This is a genomic window from Frigoribacterium sp. UYMn621, assembly GCF_040549525.1.
GTDB lineage: Bacteria > Actinomycetota > Actinomycetes > Actinomycetales > Microbacteriaceae > Lacisediminihabitans.
In genome coordinates this window covers 158,565-179,041 of the sequence record NZ_JBEPTM010000004.1, presented here as the reverse complement: position 1 = coordinate 179,041, position 20,477 = coordinate 158,565, and the positions used below count along the sequence as shown (strand labels likewise).

18 protein-coding genes are annotated in these 20,477 nt (G+C 67.2%); 6 read left to right on the top strand and 12 right to left on the bottom strand.

Features of this window, described 5'->3' with window-relative positions; translation table 11 throughout:
• The first annotated feature begins 2 nt into the window (after window positions 1-2).
• A complete protein-coding gene (locus ABIB54_RS09135) occupies window positions 3-863 on the top strand; it encodes an Fpg/Nei family DNA glycosylase (RefSeq protein ID WP_354575214.1) in 861 nt (286 codons plus the stop codon).
• Between the two features lie 33 nt (window positions 864-896).
• Here ABIB54_RS09135 and rbfA read toward each other — a convergent pair whose 3' ends face one another.
• The 7 genes from rbfA to ABIB54_RS09100 all read right to left on the bottom strand — a co-directional run bounded on the left by rbfA (window position 897) and on the right by ABIB54_RS09100 (window position 10,258).
• Window positions 897-1,337, bottom strand: coding sequence for a 30S ribosome-binding factor RbfA (gene rbfA, locus ABIB54_RS09130; RefSeq protein ID WP_354575213.1), 441 nt, complete (start codon window positions 1,335-1,337; stop codon window positions 897-899).
• 127 nt (window positions 1,338-1,464) lie between these two features.
• On the bottom strand, window positions 1,465-4,161 hold the full coding sequence (gene infB / locus ABIB54_RS09125; protein ID WP_354575212.1) for a translation initiation factor IF-2: 2,697 nt from the start codon (window positions 4,159-4,161) through the stop codon (window positions 1,465-1,467).
• 107 nt (window positions 4,162-4,268) lie between these two features.
• Window positions 4,269-4,556, bottom strand: a complete 288-nt coding sequence (locus ABIB54_RS09120; protein ID WP_354575358.1) for a YlxR family protein — start codon at window positions 4,554-4,556, stop codon at window positions 4,269-4,271.
• Window positions 4,557-4,613: 57 nt separating this feature from the next.
• Window positions 4,614-5,609: a transcription termination factor NusA gene (nusA, locus tag ABIB54_RS09115; RefSeq protein ID WP_354575211.1), complete on the bottom strand. Its 996-nt coding sequence runs from the start codon at window positions 5,607-5,609 to the stop codon at window positions 4,614-4,616.
• A gap of 125 nt (window positions 5,610-5,734) precedes the next feature.
• Window positions 5,735-7,525: a proline--tRNA ligase gene (locus ABIB54_RS09110; RefSeq protein ID WP_354575210.1), complete on the bottom strand. Its 1,791-nt coding sequence runs from the start codon at window positions 7,523-7,525 to the stop codon at window positions 5,735-5,737.
• A 163-nt stretch (window positions 7,526-7,688) separates the two neighbouring features.
• A complete protein-coding gene (gene ispG, locus ABIB54_RS09105) occupies window positions 7,689-8,837 on the bottom strand; it encodes a flavodoxin-dependent (E)-4-hydroxy-3-methylbut-2-enyl-diphosphate synthase (protein WP_354575209.1) in 1,149 nt (382 codons plus the stop codon).
• A gap of 44 nt (window positions 8,838-8,881) precedes the next feature.
• Window positions 8,882-10,258, bottom strand: coding sequence for a M50 family metallopeptidase (locus ABIB54_RS09100; RefSeq protein WP_354575208.1), 1,377 nt, complete (start codon window positions 10,256-10,258; stop codon window positions 8,882-8,884).
• A gap of 77 nt (window positions 10,259-10,335) precedes the next feature.
• Here ABIB54_RS09100 and ABIB54_RS09095 point away from each other — a divergent pair, with 77 nt between their 5' ends.
• A complete protein-coding gene (locus ABIB54_RS09095; protein WP_354575207.1) occupies window positions 10,336-11,604 on the top strand; it encodes a serine/threonine-protein kinase in 1,269 nt (422 codons plus the stop codon).
• Complete coding sequence (locus ABIB54_RS09090) at window positions 11,601-11,990, top strand: hypothetical protein (RefSeq protein WP_354575206.1); 390 nt, start codon at window positions 11,601-11,603, stop codon at window positions 11,988-11,990. Before ABIB54_RS09095 ends, ABIB54_RS09090 begins: the two co-directional genes overlap by 4 nt.
• Here ABIB54_RS09090 and ABIB54_RS09085 read toward each other — a convergent pair.
• The 3 genes from ABIB54_RS09085 to ABIB54_RS09075 all read right to left on the bottom strand — a co-directional run bounded on the left by ABIB54_RS09085 (window position 11,987) and on the right by ABIB54_RS09075 (window position 14,625).
• Window positions 11,987-13,069 carry a 1-deoxy-D-xylulose-5-phosphate reductoisomerase gene (locus ABIB54_RS09085; protein WP_354575205.1) on the bottom strand — a complete coding sequence of 361 codons (1,083 nt, stop codon included), beginning with the start codon at window positions 13,067-13,069 and terminating at the stop codon, window positions 11,987-11,989. The genes ABIB54_RS09090 and ABIB54_RS09085 overlap by 4 nt on opposite strands.
• A gap of 37 nt (window positions 13,070-13,106) precedes the next feature.
• Window positions 13,107-14,084 carry an FKBP-type peptidyl-prolyl cis-trans isomerase gene (locus ABIB54_RS09080; RefSeq protein WP_354575204.1) on the bottom strand — a complete coding sequence of 326 codons (978 nt, stop codon included), beginning with the start codon at window positions 14,082-14,084 and terminating at the stop codon, window positions 13,107-13,109.
• A 67-nt stretch (window positions 14,085-14,151) separates the two neighbouring features.
• Window positions 14,152-14,625, bottom strand: coding sequence for an OsmC family protein (locus ABIB54_RS09075; RefSeq protein ID WP_354575203.1), 474 nt, complete (start codon window positions 14,623-14,625; stop codon window positions 14,152-14,154).
• A gap of 38 nt (window positions 14,626-14,663) precedes the next feature.
• Here ABIB54_RS09075 and gabT point away from each other — a divergent pair, with 38 nt between their 5' ends.
• The 3 genes from gabT (at window position 14,664) to ABIB54_RS09060 (ending at window position 18,061) form a co-directional block, all read left to right on the top strand.
• Window positions 14,664-16,013 carry a 4-aminobutyrate--2-oxoglutarate transaminase gene (gene gabT / locus ABIB54_RS09070; RefSeq protein ID WP_354575202.1) on the top strand — a complete coding sequence of 450 codons (1,350 nt, stop codon included), beginning with the start codon at window positions 14,664-14,666 and terminating at the stop codon, window positions 16,011-16,013.
• Entirely contained in the window at window positions 16,010-16,981 is a 972-nt protein-coding gene (locus ABIB54_RS09065; RefSeq protein WP_354575201.1) for an asparaginase, read from the top strand. The genes gabT and ABIB54_RS09065 overlap by 4 nt, the downstream gene beginning before the upstream one ends.
• Before the next feature lie 183 nt (window positions 16,982-17,164).
• Entirely contained in the window at window positions 17,165-18,061 is an 897-nt protein-coding gene (locus ABIB54_RS09060) for an endonuclease domain-containing protein (protein ID WP_354575200.1), read from the top strand.
• Window positions 18,062-18,281: 220 nt separating this feature from the next.
• Here the strand turns inward: ABIB54_RS09060 and ABIB54_RS09055 are convergent, their stop codons facing one another.
• Entirely contained in the window at window positions 18,282-19,637 is a 1,356-nt protein-coding gene (locus tag ABIB54_RS09055; protein ID WP_354575199.1) for a transaminase, read from the bottom strand.
• Complete coding sequence (locus tag ABIB54_RS09050) at window positions 19,637-20,470, bottom strand: ABC transporter permease (RefSeq protein ID WP_354575357.1); 834 nt, start codon at window positions 20,468-20,470, stop codon at window positions 19,637-19,639. Before ABIB54_RS09050 ends, ABIB54_RS09055 begins: the two co-directional genes overlap by 1 nt.
• Window positions 20,471-20,477: the final 7 nt, after the last annotated feature.

The window sequence follows — 20,477 nt, the reverse complement described above, 5'->3', positions numbered from 1 at the left end:
CTGTGCCCGAGCTCCCCGAGATCCATGCGATGGTCGCGGACCTGGCCGCCCGCCTGGATGGCCGCACCGTCGACCGCTTCCAGGCCCTGTCGTTCTCGGCGATGAAGACCTTCGACCCGCCCGCGACGGCCCTCTCTGGCGGGGTCGTGCGCGGTGTCAGCAGGCACGGCAAGTACCTCGACCTCAAGGTGGGTGACCTCCACCTCGTCATCCATCTCGCTCTGCTCGGCTGGATCCGCTGGCGCGAGGATCCGCCGCCACCCCCGTCCCGACTCGGCAAGGGGCCCGTCGCCGCGAGGCTCGTGCTCGATGACGGTTCTGGTCTCGACATCACTGAGTTCGGCACGAAGAAGAGCCTGGCCATCTGGATCGTGCGCGACCCGGCGGAGGTGCCCGGCATCGCGCGACTGGGACCCGATCCGCTCGATCCCGCCTTCACGCTCGAGAGCTTCGCGCGGATCCTCGCCGGTGCCGGCCGGGCGCAGATCAAGGGCGTGCTGCGCAGCCAGTCCCTGATCGCGGGCATCGGCAACGCCTACTCCGACGAGATCCTTCACACCGCACGGATGTCGCCATTCAAGCCAGCCTCGATGCCGCCGGAGGACGTGCAGCGGCTGTTCGATGCCCTGAAGTCCACCCTGCGCGGGGCGATCGTGCGCGCCGATGGGCTCGCGACATCCGAGCTGAAGAAGGAGAAGAAGTCGGGGCTGCAGGTGCACGGGCGCACCGGGCTGCCCTGCCCGGTCTGCGGCGACACCGTGCGCCAGGTGATCTTCGCCGACTCGACGTTCCAGTACTGCCCGACGTGCCAGACCGGCGGCAAGCCGCTGGCAGACCGGGTGCTGTCGCGCCTGCTGAAGTGATCCCGCGACAGCGATTGCGCGGGAGTGCGCAGGCTAGTCCTCGTCGTCGGCGATGACCCGCGGCTTGACGTAGGGGTCCTCGTCCCCGGCGTACTTTGCGGTGCTGCGAAGGCCGCCGATCTCGCTGTCGCGGCTCGCGGCCTCGGCGAGCAGGGCCTCGATGTGCTTGGCGTTCTCCGGCACGGCGTCGGCGATGAACTCGAGCGACGGCGTGAGCCTCGCGGTGATGTTCTTGCCGACCTCGCTGCGCAGCATCCCCGTCGCCGACTTGAGGGCGATCGCGGAATCCGCACGCTCCTCGTCGGTGCCGTAGACCGTGTAGAAGATCGAGGCGTGCTGCAGGTCGCCGGTCACCTTGACGTCGGTGATCGTGACGAAGCCGAGGCGCGGATCCTTGAGCCCCCGCTCGAGAGTCTTCGCGATGATCACCTTGATGCGGTCCGCCATCTTGGCGGCGCGAGCCGGGTCAGCCATTCTTCTTCCCTTTTCTTAGAGCGTCATAGCTGGAGGCCGCCGGAGGAGGCGACCAGGTAAAGAGGCTTGCGGAGCTTGCGGAGCTCCGCCTCTGTCCTGGTTGCCTCCTCCGGAGGCTGATAACGAGCTAGAGGCGGATCTTCTCTTTGAGCTCGATCGTCTCGATCTCGTCGCCGATCTGGATGTCGTTGAACTTGCCGAGACCGATACCGGCCTCGAAGTCCGTGCGCACCTCGGTGACGTCGTCCTTGAATCGACGCAGCGACTCGATGGCGAGGTTGTCCCCGACCACGACGCCGTCGCGGATGACGCGAGCCTTCGCGTTTCGAGTGATGGTTCCGCTGCGCACGATGACACCCGCGACGTTTCCGAACTTGGAGGAACGGAAGATCTCGCGGATCTCGGCGACACCGGACTGCACCTCTTCGAACTCGGGCTTGAGCATTCCCTTGAGGGCGTTCTCCACGTCCTCGAGGGCCGCGTAGATGACCGAGTAGAACCGCACGTCGACACCCTCACGAGCAGAGCGCTCGCGCGCCTTGGTATCGGGTCGCACGTTGAATCCGATGATGATCGCGTTGTCGATCGTCGCCAGGTTCACGTCGCTCTCGGTGATCGCACCGACTCCGCGGTGGATGATGCGCAGCTGCACGCTGTCGTCCACCTCGATCTTGAGCAGCGATTCCTCCAGCGCCTCGACGGCACCGGAGACGTCACCCTTGATGATGAGGTTGAGCGATTCGACCTTGCCGTCTTCGAGAGCCTTGGTGAAGTCCTCGAGGCTGATGCGCTTGCGGCTACGGGCAAGCAGGGCGTTGCGCTCTGCCGCCTCGCGCTTCTCGGCGATCTGGCGGGCAGTGCGGTCATCGTCCGTGACGAGGAAGGTGTCACCGGCGCGGGGAACGGAGGTGAGTCCGAGCACCGAGACCGGGCGAGCGGGCGTGGCGAACTCGACTGCCGTACCGTTCTCGTCGAACATCGCGCGAACGCGACCGTAGGCGGTCCCTGCGACGATCGCGTCTCCGACCTCGAGGGTTCCCGACTGGATGAGCACGGTCGCGACCGCACCACGTCCCTTGTCGAGCTTGGCCTCGATGGCGACACCGCGCGCGTCCTTGTTGGGGTTCGCGCGCATGTCGAGTCCGGCATCCGCGGTGAGCAGCACTGCCTCGAGAAGCTCGGGGATGCCGATCTTGTTGAGGGCAGAGACGTCGATGAACATCGTGTCCCCGCCGTACTCCTCGGCGACCAGGCCGAACTCGGTGAGCTGCTGGCGCACCTTGGCGGGGTTGGCGCCGTCCTTGTCGATCTTGTTGACCGCGACCACGATCGGCACGTTGGCGGCCTGAGCGTGGTTGAGGGCCTCGATGGTCTGCGGCATGATGCCGTCGTCCGCCGCGACCACGAGGATCGCGATGTCGGTGACCTGCGCACCGCGGGCGCGCATGGCGGTGAACGCCTCGTGACCCGGGGTGTCGATGAAGGTGATGGCGCGTTCGATGCCCTCGTGCTCCGTCATGACCTGATAGGCGCCGATGTGCTGGGTGATCCCACCCGCCTCACCGGCGACGACGTTGGCATTGCGGATCGCGTCGAGAAGGCGCGTCTTACCGTGGTCGACGTGACCCATGACGGTGACCACGGGAGGACGTGCCTCGAGGTCGTCGTCGGTCTCGTCATCCAGCTCCTGGTCGAGGTCGATGTCGAAGCCGCTGAGCAGCTCGCGATCCTCGTCCTCCGGGGAGACCATCTCGATCTTGAAACCGAGCTCCTCACCGAGGATGTCGAAGGTCGCCTCGTCGAGGGACTCGGTCGCGGTGGCCATCTGTCCCAGGTGGAACAGCACGGTCACCAGGTTGCCGGGGCTCGTGTCGATCTTGTCGGCGAAGTCGGTGATCGAGGCGCCACGACGAAGGCGGATGGAGGTCTTGCCGTCGCCACGGGGAACGCTGACGCCACCGAGCGACGGGGCTTCGCGAAGTTCGAATTCCGCCCTCTTCGTGCGCTTCGACTTGCGCGCCTTGCTCTTGCCGCCACCGCGACCGAAGGCACCAGCGGTACCACCGCCGGGTCCGCGACCACGACCGCCGCCGCCCGCGGGGCGGTTCGGGCCGAAGTTCGAGCCCGGGGCTCCCGCGGGAGCACCACCGGGACGGAAACCACCGGCACCGGCCGGACGTGCCCCACCGGCTCCACCGGGACGGAAACCACCGGCACCGGCCGGACGCTGTCCAAACCCGCCGGGACGCTGAGCCGCCTGGCCCGGTCCACCGGGACGCGGGGCGCCGGGGCGGGGAGCGGACGGGCGAGGGATGCCGGTCGGCGAGGCCGCCGGACGGGTGTTCATGCCCTGCGTCGACGCATAGGGGTTGTTACCCGGGCGGGGCGCGCCGGGACGCTGCATTCCCTGGGTGCTCGCGAAGGGGTTGTTGCCCGGCCGGGCCGTTCCGGGGCGCGGGATGCTGGATCCCTCGGCCGCGGGAGCGGTGGGAGCGGCGGGGGCGGCCGGTGCGGCAGCCGGGGTCTCGGCTGTCGGTGCGGCGGGAGCCGCCGGCGCAGGGCTCGGTGCCGGAGCCGCGGGGGCTTCGGCGACGGGTGCGGGGGTGGGGCGCGCAGGAGCTGCGGGCGCAGCCGGGGCCGCCGCCTTCTCTGGTGCCTTGATGCCATCGGCCTCGAGGGCGGCGCGCAGCTTGCGGGCTACCGGAGGTTCGATGCTGGAGGACGGTCCCTTGACGAACTCGCCCATTTCCTTGAGCTTCTCAAGGGCCTTCTTGCTGTCAATGCCGAGTTCTGCTGCGATCTCGTGCACGCGTGGTTTAGCCACAGTGTTCTCCTTATCGGGCCGACTCCCGATGAGGAGAAGGCCTTAATTGTGGACGGGTCTCATTTCGAGCCGCTCATTAGTTGTCCATTGGTCAATCAGCCTGTTCGTTAGGGCGTTCCGGATGGAACGCCGACTGTGTCATTCATGTCGAGACCGGCAATCTCTGCCAGGAATCCCGTTGTGCCGAGTGCACCATCCGCTCGCAGTCCCCGCGAAATCGCCTTGCGAGCGACCGCGGTTTCAGCACAGCGGGTTGTCGGATGCACCCAGGCGCCTCGACCGGGAAGTGTTGCGGAAACATCCACAACGGCTTCGCCATCGCGTGCAACTACCCTCACGAGGAGGGATCTGTCAGCACGTTCGCGGCAGCCGAGACAGGTTCTAACGGGATTCATCTTATCCCCTTCTGCACCGGCGTGCCGAGGCATCCGCCCCACCGTACCGTCGCGAGATCAGTCCTGGTCGAGGATCGAGTCGGGCTGGATGTCGATGCGGGCACCGGTGAGCTTTGCGGCGAGACGGGCGTTCTGGCCCTCCTTGCCGATGGCGAGGGAGAGCTGGTAGTCCGGCACGAGGGCCCGCACGGCCTTCGTGGACGCGTCGATCACGTACGAGGAGGTGACCTTCGCCGGGGAAAGCGCGTTGCCGACGAAGGTCGCCAGGTCCTCGTTGTAGTCCACGATGTCGATCTTCTCGTTGTTGAGCTCCGCCGTGACCGCGCGCACACGCTGCCCGAGTTCGCCGATGCACGCGCCCTTGGCGTTGACCCCCGGCTCGTTGGCCTTCACCGCGATCTTGGTGCGGTGGCCGGCCTCGCGGGCGAGCGAGACGATCTCCACGACCCCGCTGGCGATCTCCGGCACTTCGAGCGCGAACAACTTGCGAACGAGCGAGGGATGCGTGCGCGAGACCGTGATCTGCGGACCCTTGAGCCCGCGGCTCACGCTCGTGACATAGACGCGGATGCGCGAACCGTGCGCGTAGACCTCACCCGGCACCTGCTCCTCCGGCGGGAGGATGGCTTCGATCGTGCCGAGGTCCACGTGGATCATGCGCGGGTTGGGACCCTGCTGGATGACTCCGGCGATGATGTCGCCCTCGCGGCCCTTGAACTCGCCGAGCACCTTGTCGTCACCGATGTCGCGCAGGCGCTGGTTGATGACCTGCTTGGCGGCGAAGGCGCCGATGCGACCGAAGTCCTCCGGCACATCCTCGGCCTCGCCGATCACTTCGCCCTCGTCGTTCAGCTCTGGCACGAAGATGCTCACGTGCCCGGACTTGCGGTCGAGCGACACTCGCGCGTGCGCGTTGCCGTCCTTGGTCTCCGGCGTCTCGATGTGCTTGAGGTACGCCGTGAGAATGGCCTGCTCGATGATCACGACGAGTTCGTCGAAGGGAATTTCGCGCTCGCGCTCCATGAGACGCAGCACGCTCAGGTCGATGTCCACTGAGGGCCTCCACTATTTTCGATTGTCAGTTCGTGCGCCGCGATCGCGCACACGAAGTCTTTCTCTAAGTTAGCAGGGTGAGCCCGGTGGCGGTCCGGCCCCCGGGCACCCGCCGTCCGCAGTCCTCAGTCGAGCGCGGCGACCGCCTCGACGACGTCGGCCAGCGCAACCGGGGTCTTCACGCCGGTGCGGCGGTCCCACAGCTCGACCATCCCCTCGGCGAAACCCTTGCCGACGATGACGATGAGTGGAACCCCGATGAGCTCGGCATCGCCGAACTTGACCCCGGGCGAGACCTTCGGGCGCTCGTCGACGAGCACGTCGTAGCCGCGCTTCTCGAGGTCCTCCGCGAGGGAGACGGCGGCGTCGAGCACCTCCACCTCCTTGGTCGCGGCGACCACGTGCAGGTCGAACGGCGCGACATTCCGCGGCCAGATGAGTCCACGGCCGTCGTTGTTGGCCTCGGCGATGACCGCGAGGATGCGGGTGACGCCGATGCCGTACGAGCCCATGGTCACCGTCACCAGCTTGCCGTTGGGGTCGAGCACCTTGAGGCCGAGGGCTTCCGCGTACTTGCGTCCGAGCTGGAACACGTGACCGATCTCCATACCGCGCGCCAGTTCGACCGGCCCCGAACCATCCGGAGCCGGATCGCCCGCGACGACTTCCGCGACCTCGACAGTGCCGTCGGAGACGAAGTCCCGCCCGGCCACCAGGCCGAAGACGTGCTTTCCGTGTTCGTTGGCCCCGGTGATCCAGCCCGACCCGCTGGAGACGCGAGGATCCGTGACGAAGCGGATGCCCGTGGTCGACTCCTCGCCGAGCACCGCTCCCGCGGCGCTCCAGGGGCCGATGTAGCCCTTCACCAGTCCGGCGCGACCCTCCTGCTTGTCGAGGCGCGCAAAGTCGCCCTCGTTGGCGGCCTCGACCGCTGAGGGAGCGAAGGCCACCTCGGCGCGCTTGAGGTCGACCTCCCGGTCGCCGGGAAGGCCGACGACCACGAGTTCCCGGGTGCCGTCGAGCGCGGTCAGAGCGAGCACGATGTTCTTGAGGGTGTCGGCGGCGGTCCAGGCGCGACCATCCGGGCGCGGATGCTTGGCGTTCGCGACATCCACCAGGGTCTGGATCGTGGGGGTGTCCGGGGTGTCGAGCACTTCGGCCGGGGTCAGCTTGTCGAAGGACCGCGCCGCCGGTGCGTCGGTGTGGAACGCCTCGACATTGGCGGCATAGCCCCCGTCGGAGCGAACGAAGGTGTCTTCGCCCACCGGCGTGGGGTGGAGGAACTCCTCGCTGCGGGATCCTCCCATGGCTCCGGCATCCGCCTGCACGATCACGTACTCGAGGCCGAGGCGCGCGAAGATGCGCTCATAGGCGTCGCGCTGGTCCTGGTAGGACTTGTCGAGCCCTTCGTCGGTGTAGTCGAAGGAGTAGGCGTCTTTCATGGTGAACTCGCGGCCACGCAGCAGCCCGGCACGCGGCCGTGCCTCGTCGCGGTACTTGTCCTGGATCTGGTAGATCGACAGCGGAAGGTCCTTGTACGAGGAGTACAGGTCCTTCACGAGAAGGGTGAAGACCTCTTCATGGGTCGGCGCAAGCAGGTAGTCGGAACCCTTGCGGTCCTTCAGCCGGAAGATGCCGTCGCCGTATTCCGTCCAGCGGCCGGTGACCTCATAGGCCTCGCGGGGAAGCAAGCCGGGGAAGTGCACCTCCTGGGCACCGATCCCGTCCATCTCCTCGCGGATGATCGCTTCGATGCGGCGCTTGACCCGGAGTCCGAGCGGAAGCCAGGCGAAGATACCGGGGCCCTGGCGGCGGATGTAGCCGGCGCGCACGAGCAGGCGGTGGCTCGTCACCTCGGCGTCGGAGGGGTCCTCGCGGAGGGTTCGGACAAAGAGTTGGGAGAGTCGTGTGGGCACGTGGACACTTTAGCCGCCGCGCCCGCAACGAAAATCTTCGAGGGAAGACCAATCCGAATGGGCGTCCATTCCGGATGACTCTTCTGGAGGTGGACCCCGACCCGAACGGGGTCCACGTCCACCAGAGCGTGCCCTGCGGGGCCGACCCAGAGAGGCCGGAAAGCTAGACGGTGACGACCTCGGGCGAACCGACGGCCCCCGGAGGCATCTCGGCCGCGAGGCGATTGGCCTCCTCGATGAGCGTCTGCACGATCTCCGACTCCGGCACCGTCTTGATGACCTCGCCCTTGACGAAGATCTGGCCGCGTCCGTTGCCGCTCGCGACACCGAGGTCGGCCTCGCGGGCCTCCCCCGGTCCATTCACGACACAGCCCATCACGGCGACGCGAAGGGGCACCGTCATCTTCTCGAGGCCGGCTGTGACGTCGTTGGCGAGCTGGTAGACATCCACCTGGGCGCGTCCACAGCTCGGGCAGGAGACGATCTCGAGCTTGCGCTCGCGCAGGTTGAGTGACTGCAGGATCTGCAGCCCCACCTTGATCTCCGTGACCGGAGGAGCCGAGAGCGAGACGCGGATGGTGTCGCCGATGCCCTCCCCGAGAAGAATTCCGAAGGCGGTCGCCGACTTGATCGTGCCCTGGAATTCCGGGCCAGCCTCGGTCACACCGAGGTGGAGTGGCCAGTCGCCTCGCTCGGCGAGCAGCCGGTAGGCCTTCACCATGACGACGGGGTCGTTGTGCTTGACGGAGATCTTGAAGTCGTGGAAGTCGTGCTCTTCGAACAGCGAAGCCTCCCAGACCGCGCTCTCCACGAGCGCCTCCGCGGTAGCCTTGCCGTACTTCTGCAGGATGCTCGGCTCGAGGGAACCCGCGTTCACTCCGATACGGATGCTCACACCGGCCGCCTGTGCGGCCGCAGCGATCTTGCCGACCTGGTCGTCGAACTTGCGGATGTTGCCGGGGTTGACCCGGACGGCGCCGACACCGGCGTCGATGGCGGTGAAGACGTAGCGCGGCTGGAAGTGGATGTCGGCGATCACCGGGATCTGGCTCTTGCCGGCGATGATGTGCAGCACATCCGCGTCGTCCTGGTGCGGCACGGCCACACGCACGATGTCGCAGCCGGTCGCGGTGAGCTCTGCGATCTGCTGCAGGGTGGCGTTGATGTTGGTGGTCTGCGTCGTGGTCATCGACTGCACGCTCACCTGCGCGTCACCGCCGACTTTCACCTTGCCGACGGAGATCTGGCGGGTCTTGCGACGCGGGGCCAATACGGGAGGGGCGAGGGGCATACCCAAGTTGATTGCTGGCACGCCGAGAATTGTACGCGAGCCGCGTGAACGACTTCTGGATGCTCCTACTGCAGCGCGATCGGTTTGACGATGTCGGCGTAGATCAACAGCACGCTCATCGCGCCGAGCACCAGGACGACGGCGAAGGTCACCGGAACCATCTTGGCGATGTCGACAGGCCCCGGGTCGGAGCGCTTGAAGAGCTTGGCGAAGGCGCGGCGGATGCCTTCCCACAGGGCTCCTGCCACGTGTCCGCCGTCGAGCGGAAGCAGGGGAACCAGGTTGAAGACCAGCAGCGCCACATTGAGCGAGGCGATGAGGCCGAGCAGGAATGAGAAGCGCTCGGCGAGTGGGGAGGTCTGCGTTGCGGTCACCTCGCCGGCGATCCGACCGACACCGACGACGCTCACCGGGCCGTTCGGGTCGCGGGCCTCGGTACCGAAGGCCGCCTTCGCCACATCGACCAGGCGCTGCGGGAGGTTGAGGATCAGATGCACGTCGGCGCCGATGTTGGTGCCGAGGGTGGGCAGGACGCGACTGAGCGGCTGGCGGGCGAGCACGACATCCGGTCCGATGCCGAGGAACCCGACCTTCTCTGTGACGGCCTTGCCGTTCGCGTCCTTCACGACCGCGCCCTGTGTGGTCAGCACGTTTCGCACGGTGAGGAGGGGCACGGCAGTGAGAACCCGGGTCTGTCCGGCACGATTCACCGTGATGTCGACGTTCTTGCCCGCTGAGGTGCGGATGACTCCGGTCACCTGCTCCCAGGTCGGGTAGTCGATGGAGGCGATCTTGATGATCTGGTCACCGGGCTTGAGGCCGGCCGCAGACCCCGGTGCCTCCGGATCGCTCGGGGAGCAGGTGTCCGCGGTGCTGGATACCGGAAGCACACAGGCGGAGACGCTGCCGACGGCCAGCTGCTGGGTGCCGAAGCCGCTCAACACCACGGCGAACAGCACGACGGCGATGACGAGGTTCATGAACGGTCCGCCGAGCATGATGATCACCCGCTTGTAGATCGGGAGCTTGTAGAAGACGCGGTCCTCGTCGCCCGCGGTGATGGTGTCGGCGCTCGCGGTGCGGGCATCCTGCACGAGAGTCTGGAAGAAACCGGTGCTCGACGTGCGGCCGGAGGCCTCGTACTCCTCCTCGAGGAAAGACGCGTCGGTTCCGGAGGTGCGGGGGCGACCGCCCTTCTTCGCCGGCGGATACATTCCCGCCATGGAGATGTAACCGCCGAGCGGGATGGCCTTAACCCCGTACTCTGTCTCCCCCTTCTTGCGGGAGAAGATGGTCGGCCCGAACCCGATCATGTACTGGGCGACCTTCACCCCGAAGAGCTTTGCCGGCACGAGGTGGCCGATCTCGTGGAGCCCGATCGACAGGGCGATGCCGATCACGACCACGACGATGCCGAGGATATAGAGCAGGACGGTTTCCACGCTGCACAGCGTATCCGCCCCAGGCTGGAGGTCGTCGGTGGGGCTGCCGGGGATTTCCTATGACGCACAATGGGGTGATGAGCACCGATTCGAACAGTCCCCCCTCCGGGCTCGCTCCGGGCGACCTGGTCGGAGACCGGTTCCGCATCGAATCGACGATCGGCGTCGGGGGGATGGCCACCGTGTATTGCGCCCGGGACGAGTCCCTCGGGCGCACTGTGGCGCTCAAGGTCTTCCGCTCCGAACTGGCGGATGCCGATGACGTGCGCCGCCAACGCGATGAGGTACAGCTGCTCGCCTCACTGAATGCCCCGGGTCTCGTGACCCTCTTCGACGCCGTCGCGGAGGGTGGCGTCGGTGACCACGGGCGTGCCTTCCTTGTGCTCGAATTCGTGGACGGGGTGGACCTGCGCACACGGCTCCTCGACGGCACCCCCGATCCGGCATTGATCGCGCGCATCGGCTGCGATGTCGCCGGTGCCCTCGCCTACATCCACGGTCGGGGCGTCGTTCACCGAGATGTGAAGCCCGGCAACATCCTTCTCCCCCGAGACCACGCCGCGCCGGGTGCGCCGCTCGCGAAACTCGCCGACTTCGGCATCGCCCGACTGCTCGATGACTCACGGATGACGGCGACGGGCACCGTGATCGGAACTGCCACCTACCTGAGTCCGGAGCAGGCGGAGGGCGCGACGGTCGGAACCGCCAGCGACGTGTATTCCCTCGGCTTGGTGCTGCTCGAGTGCCTGACCGGGCAACGGGCGTTCCCCGGCACCGCGATCGAGTCCGTCGTCGCGCGGCTCTCGCGCGATCCCGAGATCCCGCTGGCACTCGATGACTCCTGGCGCGATCTCCTCACCGCGATGACTCAGCGCGAGCCCGGGAACCGACCGGATGCCGCGAGCGTCGCTGCCGCCCTGCTGCGCCACTCCACGCCCGATCGCGAGATCGGCCCCGAGGTGACCATGCCCCTGAAGAGCGAGATCTCGACCGAGCTGTGGGAGCCGACGAAACGAATGCCCGCCCCGGAGGAACCCACTCCGACACTGCTCCTCGGCGCGGCGGAAGAGGCCGCCCCCACGGTCGTGCTCGGTGAGCCGGCCGAGAGTCGTGGTGGGGCCGGCTCCGGCGCCGGGCGGCGTTTCGCACTCATCGGCGGCACTGCCGCGGTCGTGCTCGTGGTGATCGTGCTCGCCGTTGGGCTCTTTCGCCCCGGTTCGACCGGCCCCGCGGCATCCGGCACCTCGCCGTCTCCGAAGCCGAGTGCATCGAGCGTCGCGTATCCGGTCGTGCCCGGAACGCTGGGCGAGCACCTGCGCCAACTGCAGCAGAGTGTGGCACCGTGAGGCGCGCGATGGCGCTGGCGACCGGCGCTCTTGTGCTCGTGATCGCGCTCACCGGGTGTGTCGGCACCGGCGCACCGGTTCGGACTCCAACGGCCTCCGCCTACCCCGCTGCCGTCGCGTCGCGTCTGCAGTCCGCTGTACTGGCGGTGAGTTCGGCATCCGCCGCCGGCGACCCGAGCGCCGCGATCGCGCGACTGGACGAACTGGCCGCGATCCTGGCGGATGCTCGCGCCCGGGGCGAGGTGACCGCTGCCCGCTTCGAGAGCATCACGGAATCCCTTGCGCTCGTGCGCGCCGACCTCGAGGCCGCAGTGGCCGCCCAGACCGACCAGAAACCCGGCAAGACCGAGAAGCCGGGCAAGGGCAACAGCGGCAAGAACCATTAGCGAAGAGCGATGAGCCTATCGGCATCCGCACGGGCCGAGAGTTCGGCTTCGGCGAGGGACTCGCGGGTGAGGGAACCGGATGACGAGTGCGCGTCCACGACCGCGGCGACCGTGTCGACGATGTCGAGGTAGCCGATCCGTCCCGCGTGGAAGGCGAGAACCGCCTGTTCGTTGGCCGCGTTGAATACGGCGGGGTAGGTGCCTCCCTCTCGCCCCACCCGCTTGGCCAACTCGACGGCCGGGAAGGCTTCGGCGTCGAGGGGCTCGAAGGTCCACGTGCTCGAGGTCGTCCAGTCGAGCGGCGCACCCACTCCGGCGACCCGGTTCGGCCAATCGAGGCCGAGGGAGATCGGCAGCCGCATATCCGGCGGCGAGCATTGGGCGATGGTCGATCCGTCGACGAACTCCACCATCGAGTGCACGATGGACTGCGGATGCACGGTCACGTCGATGCGGTCGTAGGGCACGTCGAAGAGGTAGTGCGCCTCGATGATCTCGAGCCCCTTGTTCACCAGGGTCGACGAGTTGGTGGTGACCACGAGCCCCATGTCCCAGGTCGGGTGCGCGAGCGCCTCCCTCGGCGAGACATCGCGCAACGACTCGCGGGTGCGACCACGGAACGGCCCACCGGATGCCGTGAGCACGAGACGACGCACTTCGGCCGCGGTTCCGCTCATCAGAGCCTGCGCGATCGCCGAGTGCTCGGAGTCGACAGGCACCAGCTGTCCGGGGGCCGCGGCATCCATCACCAGCTCGCCACCGACGATCAGGCTCTCTTTGTTGGCGAGCGCGAGGGTCGCCCCCACCTCCAGCGCGGCGAGGGTGGCGCCGAGCCCCACCGATCCGGTGATGCCGTTCAGCACGACATCCGCCTCGACGGATCGCACCAGCTGTTCGGCCTCGATCTCACCGAGGGCGACGTGCTCGACTCCGAATGCCGCCGCCTGTGCCTCCACCGCGTCGCGCCGGGACCCCGCGGCGAGGCCGACTATCTCGAAGCGGTCGCGATTGGCGGCGATCACCTCGAGCGCCTGCACTCCGATTGAGCCAGTGGAACCGAGGATGATGACGCGACGCATATGGCTACGCTAGCCGTTCCGAAATCGTGCCCCGAGGTTAGGAGGTGGCGAGGATGTCCACGACGAACACGAGGGTATCCGTGCCGCTGATGCCGGCGGCGGACTGCCCGCCGGTGCCGTATCCGTCGGCCGGCGGGATGACCGCGATGACCTGGGATCCGACCTTCTGGCCGACGAGAGCCTTACCGAAGCCGGGGATGACGCCCGTGGTAGCGAAGCTCGCGGGCGTGCCGCGGGTCCAGCTGGAATCGAACACCTTGCCCGTCGCCCAGATGACGCCCGTGTAGTGCACGGTGACGGTGTCTCCGGACTTGACCGTTGTGCCGGTGCCCTTCTTGAGATCCGCGATCTTCAGGTCGGTCGGCGCATCGGCCTTCGGCACGGTGATGGTCGGCTCACCGTTGGAGGCGAGCTTCACCGTCGGGAGTCCGGCCACCGGCTTCTGGACGGCACCGTTGGCCTTCGGGAGCACCTTCACCGGTGCTGCCACCGTGACGACGTCGAAGACGAAGACGAGCGAGTCGGTGCCCTTGACGCCGAGCCCAGCCGAGCCGGCCGCCTTGAAGGCATCCGCCGGGGGGATGACCGCGACGACGCGGCTGCCCGCGGGCGAACACTGCAGGCCCTTGATCATTCCGGGCAGGATGCTGGTGTCCTTGAGCTGGAACGACGTGGTCGATCCCTTTTTGTAGGTCGTGGCGTCGATCTTCTTGCCGGACGCGGCGTCGTAGGCGGTGTAATCCACCTCGACGGTGCCGTTCGCCTTGGCGACGGCGCCCTTGCCGTCGATCACGACCGAGCGTTCCGTCTTCGTGGTGCTGAGGCCCTTGGTGAACTTCACGGTCGGCGCGGAGCCGAACTTGCCGGTGACCTTCACCTTGCTCGAGTTGGAGCCGGAGGCCGTCGGGGTGCAACCGTCTGCCGAGGTGGACGAACTGCAGGCCGCCAGAGAGAAGGCGAGCGCGGCGATGGCCAAGACCGACAGGGATTTCTTCACCGAGAGTGTTTTCTTCACCGGTCAAGTGTGGGGGCACAGCCCATGATCAAGCTGACCAAACACTGAATGTCGCGGATTCGCCGTCCTATTCGGACCGGAACAGCACCCGCGGCTCGTGCCCCACCGGAAAGTTCATCGAACTGGCGATGAAACACTTGAGTCTCGCCTCGCGGTGCAGGGAGAGCGCGAGCTCGCGATCACCCGTCGCGATCGTCACGACCGGGCGAAGTGTCACAGAGGTGAAGTGTCCGCCCCCGTCCGCCGTCTGCTCCATGATGCCTGTGGCGGCATCCGTGTAGTCCGTCACGATCACGCCGTTGCTCGCCGCGACGTGGAGGTAGCTGAGCAGGTGACACTGGCTGAGGGCGGCGATGAGCATCTCCTCGGGATTCCAGCGATCGGCGTCACCGTGGAAGACCCGATCGGATGACCCGCTGATCTCGTGCTTGCCCTCGGCCCGTACGACGTGATCGCGCCCGTACGCCTTGTAGCCGCTCGTTCCGGTGCCGCGATTGCCGGTCCATTCGAGGGAAACGGCGAAGTGATGTTCGTGGTTCACCCTCTGAACGCTACGCCCTCCGGCGGTAGAATTTTTGGATGACCGACACCCTCTCCCCCACCCTCGATTCCGCCGAAATCGTTCCGGAGCGCCGCATCGTCACGGCGATCCCCGGGCCGCGTTCGCAGGCGCTGCAGGCGCGACGCCTCGCGGTGATCCCGGTGGGCGTCGCATCCGCCATCCCCGTCTTCATCGAGCGCGCGCACGGTGCGATAGTGGTGGATGTCGACGGCAACCAGTTCATCGACCTCGGGGCCGGCATCGGCGTGATGACGATCGGCCACACCGACGCGGCCGTCGTTGCAGCGGCATCCGCCCAGCTCGCGGCTTTCACCCACGTGATGTTCACCGTGACTCCGTATGAGGGCTATGTGCGCGTTGCGGAACTGCTGGCCGAGCACACCCCCGGCGATTTCGCCAAGAAGACGGTGCTGCTTAACTCGGGCGCGGAGGCCGTGGAGAACGCCGTGAAGATCGCCCGCAAGTTCACCGGCCGCACCGGCGTCGCCGTGCTCGACCACGCCTATCACGGCCGCACCAACCTCACCATGGCCATGACCTTCAAGGCCATGCCGTACAAGCTCGGCTTCGGACCCTTCGCGAGCGACGTGCACCACGCCCCGAACTCCTACCCCTTCCACGACGGACTGAGCGGAGCGGATGCCGCGGCCCGCACCATCTCGTACCTCGAGAAGTCCGTCGGTGCGAGCGATCTCGCCTGCCTGGTCGTCGAGCCGATCCAGGGCGAGGGCGGTTTCGTCGTCGCCGCGGAGGGGTACTTCGGTGCCCTTCGTGAGTGGTGCACTGCCAACGGCATCGTGTTCGTCGCCGACGAGATTCAGAGCGGCATGGCGCGCACGGGCAAGTACTTCGCCATCGAACACTTCGGGGTGATTCCCGACATGGTCCTGAGCGCTAAAGGCATAGCTGGTGGACTTCCGATCGCCGGGGTGACCGGCAGAGCAGACATCATGGATGCCTCCCATCCCGGTGGACTCGGCGGCACCTTCGCTGGCAACCCGGTCGCCGCGGCAGCCGCCATCGCCGTCTTCGACGAGATCGAGTCGAAGAACCTCCTCGCCGAGGGGGCGCGCATCGAGGGCGTGCTCATGCCAGCCCTGCTCGAGATGCAGAAGCGCCATCCGGTGATCGGAGACGTGCGAGGCATCGGAGCGATGATCGCGATCGAACTGGTCGAGCCGGGCACCCATACCCCCAACGCGGCCGCGGTCTCCGCGATCACCGCGTTCGCGGCCCAGAACGGCGTTCTGCTGCTGAGTGCCGGAACCTACGGCAACATCATCCGCTTCCTTCCCTCGCTCGCGATCTCGACTGAGCTGCTGAACGAGGCCCTCCGGGTGCTCGACGACGCCCTCTCGGCACTGTGAGCCACCCTCTCGACCCCACCGGTGTCGTCGAACTGGCGATCCTCTCGCGATCGGGGCTCGACGAATCGCGCCACCTCGGTGCTGCGCTGGTCGTCTCGCCGGATGGGTCTGTGCTGCGCGCCCTCGGAGACGTGGATGCCCTCGTCTTCGGCCGCTCCTCGCTCAAGTTCTTCCAAGCCATCGCTGTGCTGCGCTCGGGGGTCTCCCTCGCCGGCGCGCAACTCGTGCTCTCCACGGCCAGCCATGCCGGCACCGCGGCACACGTGGACGTGGTGCGGTCGATTCTCGAGCGTGCCGATCTCGACGAGGGGGCACTCCAGTGTCCGGTCGATTGGCCGCTCGACAGCGCATCGAGGTCGGCGGCATCCGCCCCGGCGCGCATCACGATGAACTGTTCCGGAAAGCACGCCGCTTTCCTGCTGGCCTGTGTGCAGAACGGCTGGGACACCACGAGCTACCTCGATCCGGAGCATCCGTTGCAGCAGCGGATCCGCGCCACCGTGGAGGAATTCACCGGTGAACCGGTCGGGCACGTCGGTGTCGACGGCTGCGGCGCACCGGTGTTCGCGACAACGCTGCGCGGACTCGCGACCGCTGTCGGGCGAGTCTCGTCATCGCGCGATCCCTCCGCTGCGCTCCTCACGGCCGCGGTAATGGCCGAGCCCTGGGCCATCGATGGGCCGGGTCGCGCCAACACCGTCGTGATCGAACAGCTCGGCCTGCTCACCAAGGGCGGCGCAGAGGGCGTCATCGTGATGGGCGCCCCCGACGGCACGGCCGTGGCGCTCAAGATGCTGGACGGCAGCGCTCGCGCGACCTCTCTCGTCGCTCTCGGGATGCTCGCCTCTGTCGGCGCCATTTCGCGTGAGGACGCCGACCGGGTTGGCGCGCTGACCACCGAGAAGGTGCTAGGCGGAGGACTGCCGGTCGGAGCCATCCGCGTGTCCGAGGTCGTGCGCGGCACCTGACGTCGCGCGCGAGCTTCCTCCCGCGAGTTTTCTCGCGCGACCCTTCTCCCGCGAGTTGCACTCTTTTGTGGGTGCACTTCGGTAAAAGGTCGCAAAAGGGTGCAACTCGCGCGCGGAATCCCGCGCGGTCGGGCCCTGTGGACGATTCGCGCGCGGAGGATCGCGAACTGGCACCCTCGACGGATGACCCGAGCCGCTGCCCTTCCGCCTGGGCTTCCTCCGCACGGATTCACTGTCGGCGCCGCACGGGACTTGGGAATCACGCCGAGTCGACTGCGTGCCGGGGACCTCGATCGCAGCGTCTGGGGCGTGCGCGCTACCAGCTCACCGACGGTCCTCCGCGAGAGGTGCGCGCTGCTGCAGTTGAGGATGCCCGAACGCGCATTCTTCAGCCATTCGACCGCCGCGCTGATTCACGGCATCCCGCTCCCGTGGGCCCTCGAGCACGACGATCGGCTTCACGTGGGGGTCCCGTCACCGTCGCGCGCACTCTCCGCGCGCGGGGTGGTTGGGCATCGGCTGGCGGTGACGCCGCCCGATGTCAGCGTGTTGTCGGACCTTCGGGTCACATCCGCCGTGCGCACGTGGACGGACCTTGCTGACCAGCTCGAGTTCGAGGATCTCGTCGCCGCCGGCGACTTCCTCATCCACTGGCGAAGGCCGTTCACCACCAGGCTCGCCCTCGAGGAAGCGATCCGCTTGCGAGGCGGCAGGCGGGGCTCCCGGGCGCTCGACCGAGCGGTTCGGCGTCTCAACGAACGCGCCGAGTCGCCGCCGGAATCACGGCTGCGACTGATTCTCGAGGATGCCGGATTCCCTACACCGCAGATCAATCGTGAAGTGACAGGGCAGTTCGGAGAGTTCATCGCCCGCACCGATTTCATCTTCGAAGGGCTTCGTCTGGTGCTCGAGTACCAGGGGGACTACCACCGCACGACGAAGGGTCAGTGGCGGGCGGACATGACCCGTCGATCGAAGCTGGAGGCCCACGGCTGGAGGGTGATGGAATTGAATGCCGACGACCTGAAGGACCCGGCCGAGCTCGTGGTGCGCATCCGTCGGCTGCTCGCACACCGCTGAACCCAGCGGAGCCGAGTTGCACTCTTTTGCGGGTGAGAGCGCCGGCAAGGCCGCAAAAGAGTGCAACTCGAGGGCACGGCAGGGGAAGGCAGGGGCGGCAGGGGCGGCAGGGGCACCGCCCGGCGGCGATCCCAGCGCACACGCTTCGGCCCGACGCGTGGCCCAGCGCACACACTTCGGCCCGACGCGTGGCCCAGCGCACGCCCAGCGCTCGATGCGCTCAGGCGAACAGGCTCACTACCGCCTCGCGAAAAGCCACGGTATGCCGCTCGACATCGGCCGCAGTGGTGCTCGGGGCCATCAGCGCCATGTTGTGGAATGGCGTGATGAGGATGCCGCGGTTGAGGGCGTGCAGGTGGAGGTACTGCTGCAGCTCGAAGTCGTCGGCATGCGCGGCCTCCGCACCATCGTGGGGCGCTGTCTGCCGGAAGCTGTATTCCGCCCGGGCTCCGAGTTGGGTGACCTGCCACGGAACGTGGAATTCGTCGAGCGCCGACTGCACGCCGACCGTCCATTCGGTGGCGCGATCGATCATTGTCGGGAAGGCATCGGCGGTCAACACCTGCGACAGGGTGGCACGGATGCCGGCGAGAGAAAGCGCATTGCCCGCGAGGGTGCCTCCGACTCCCCCGACGTCGATGTCTTCCAGTTCCAACGACTCGCGCACGAGAGCGGAGAAGGATGCGGTCATTCCATATGCCCCGGCGGGAATGCCTCCACCTATGCTCTTGCCCACGACCACGGCGTCCGGGTCGAGGCCATCCCTGGCGATCATCCCCCCTGGCCCGGCGGACAGGGTGTGGGTCTCGTCGATGATCAGGATCACGCCGAAGCGGGTGCAGAGCTCACGCACGGCGGCGTGATATCCCGGGTCGGGCAGCACGATCCCGATGTTGGTGAGAGCGGGCTCCATCAGCATTGCGGCGATCTCACCGGTTGCGAGCACGACCTCGAGGGCCTCGATGTCGTTGAAGGGAACGACCGCGGTCGTGAGGCTCGGGGGCACCGGTGCCCCGATCGTGCCCCGGCGTTCGACGACCGCGCCGGAGTCGTCGAGGGTGGCATAGGCCTCGTCGACGGTGCCGTGATAGCAGTAGTCGTGCACCACGATCTTCGGACGGCCGGTCACCTGGCGCGCATAGCGGATGAGGCTGCGGTTGGCGTCGGTCGCGGAGAGGCTGAACTGCCAGGCGGGCACCCCGAAACGCTCGGCGAGGAGTGCGGCCGCAGCCGCGGCATCCGCAGTGGGAAGCATGAAGGTCGAGCCCTTGGCGAGCTGCGCGGAGATCGCGGCCACGGCGGGCGGGGGCGCATGACCGCACATCGCGCCCGTATCGCCGAGACACAGGTCGACGTGGTCGATGCCGTCCACGTCGAGAAAGTGCGAACCGGAAGCGCTCTGCACGTACACGGGCCAGGGCCCCGGCCACTTGGCCATCCAGAGCATCGGCACGCCGTCCGGCAGGTGGGGCGTGGCCTCGGCGAAGAGTTGTGCCGAACGCGGACGCTGGGCGCGGAACAGGTCGATCTCGGCCTGCCAGAGCCCCGCGAGTCGAGCGCGATCCTCGTAGGGCATCAACCGACCTTGGCCAGTCGCTTTCGGCGGGCCGCAGCACTCACCTGTTGCGCCACCACGAGAACGATCGCGATGAGGAATACCGCCGAAGCGATCACGTTCGCTTCCGCCGGGATGCCGCGAGCAGCCGCGATGTAGACGAACTTGGGGAAGGTCGTCGCCGATCCGGAGTTGAAGTTGGTGATGATGAAGTCGTCGAAACTCAGCGCGAACGACAGCAGCGCCGCCGCGACGATCCCGGGAAGCAGCAACGGGAACGTGATGCGCCAGAACACCTGGGCCGGAGATCCGTACAGATCGCGACCCGCCTCCTCGAGCGCGGGATCGAGACTGGACACACGTGCTTTCACCGTGACCACCACGAAGCTGATGCAGAACATCGTGTGGGCGATGATGATCGTGACCAGCCCCTTTTCCACTCCGGCACCGAGGAACTCTGCCGCGAGGCCCGCTCCGAGAACGACCTCAGGGGTGGCCATCGGCAGGAACAGCAGCAGGCTGATCGCCGAACGGAAGCGGAACCGGTAGCGCACGAGGGCGATCGCGATCATGGTGCCGAGGATCGTGGCGATCACCGTCGCTGTCACGCCGATCAGGATGCTGTTGCTGAACGCCGCGCAGACATCCTGCGCATCGCAGACATGGGTCCAGTTGTTGAGCGTGAACCCTCGCCAGGAGATGTTGGACTTGATGGAGTCGTTGAACGAGAAGATGAAGGTGTAGGCGATGGGGATGAGGAGGAACACGAGCGCGAGCGTCGTGTAGACAGGAAGCAGCCAACTGCCGAGGCTGAAGCGAACGCGAGGTCCGCGCGGGGCGGGAGGGGCATCCACTGCCGCC

Coding starts and splice junctions, on each gene's coding strand:
- rbfA (WP_354575213.1), bottom strand. CDS start 1,337: ATGGCTGACCCGGCTCGCGCCGCCAAGATGGCGGACCGCATCAAGGTG.
- ABIB54_RS09120 (WP_354575358.1), bottom strand. CDS start 4,556: ATGAATCCCGTTAGAACCTGTCTCGGCTGCCGCGAACGTGCTGACAGA.
- ABIB54_RS09095 (WP_354575207.1), top strand. CDS start 10,336: ATGAGCACCGATTCGAACAGTCCCCCCTCCGGGCTCGCTCCGGGCGAC.
- ABIB54_RS09085 (WP_354575205.1), bottom strand. CDS start 13,069: ATGCGTCGCGTCATCATCCTCGGTTCCACTGGCTCAATCGGAGTGCAG.
- gabT (WP_354575202.1), top strand. CDS start 14,664: ATGACCGACACCCTCTCCCCCACCCTCGATTCCGCCGAAATCGTTCCG.
- ABIB54_RS09060 (WP_354575200.1), top strand. CDS start 17,165: ATGACCCGAGCCGCTGCCCTTCCGCCTGGGCTTCCTCCGCACGGATTC.
- ABIB54_RS09055 (WP_354575199.1), bottom strand. CDS start 19,637: ATGCCCTACGAGGATCGCGCTCGACTCGCGGGGCTCTGGCAGGCCGAG.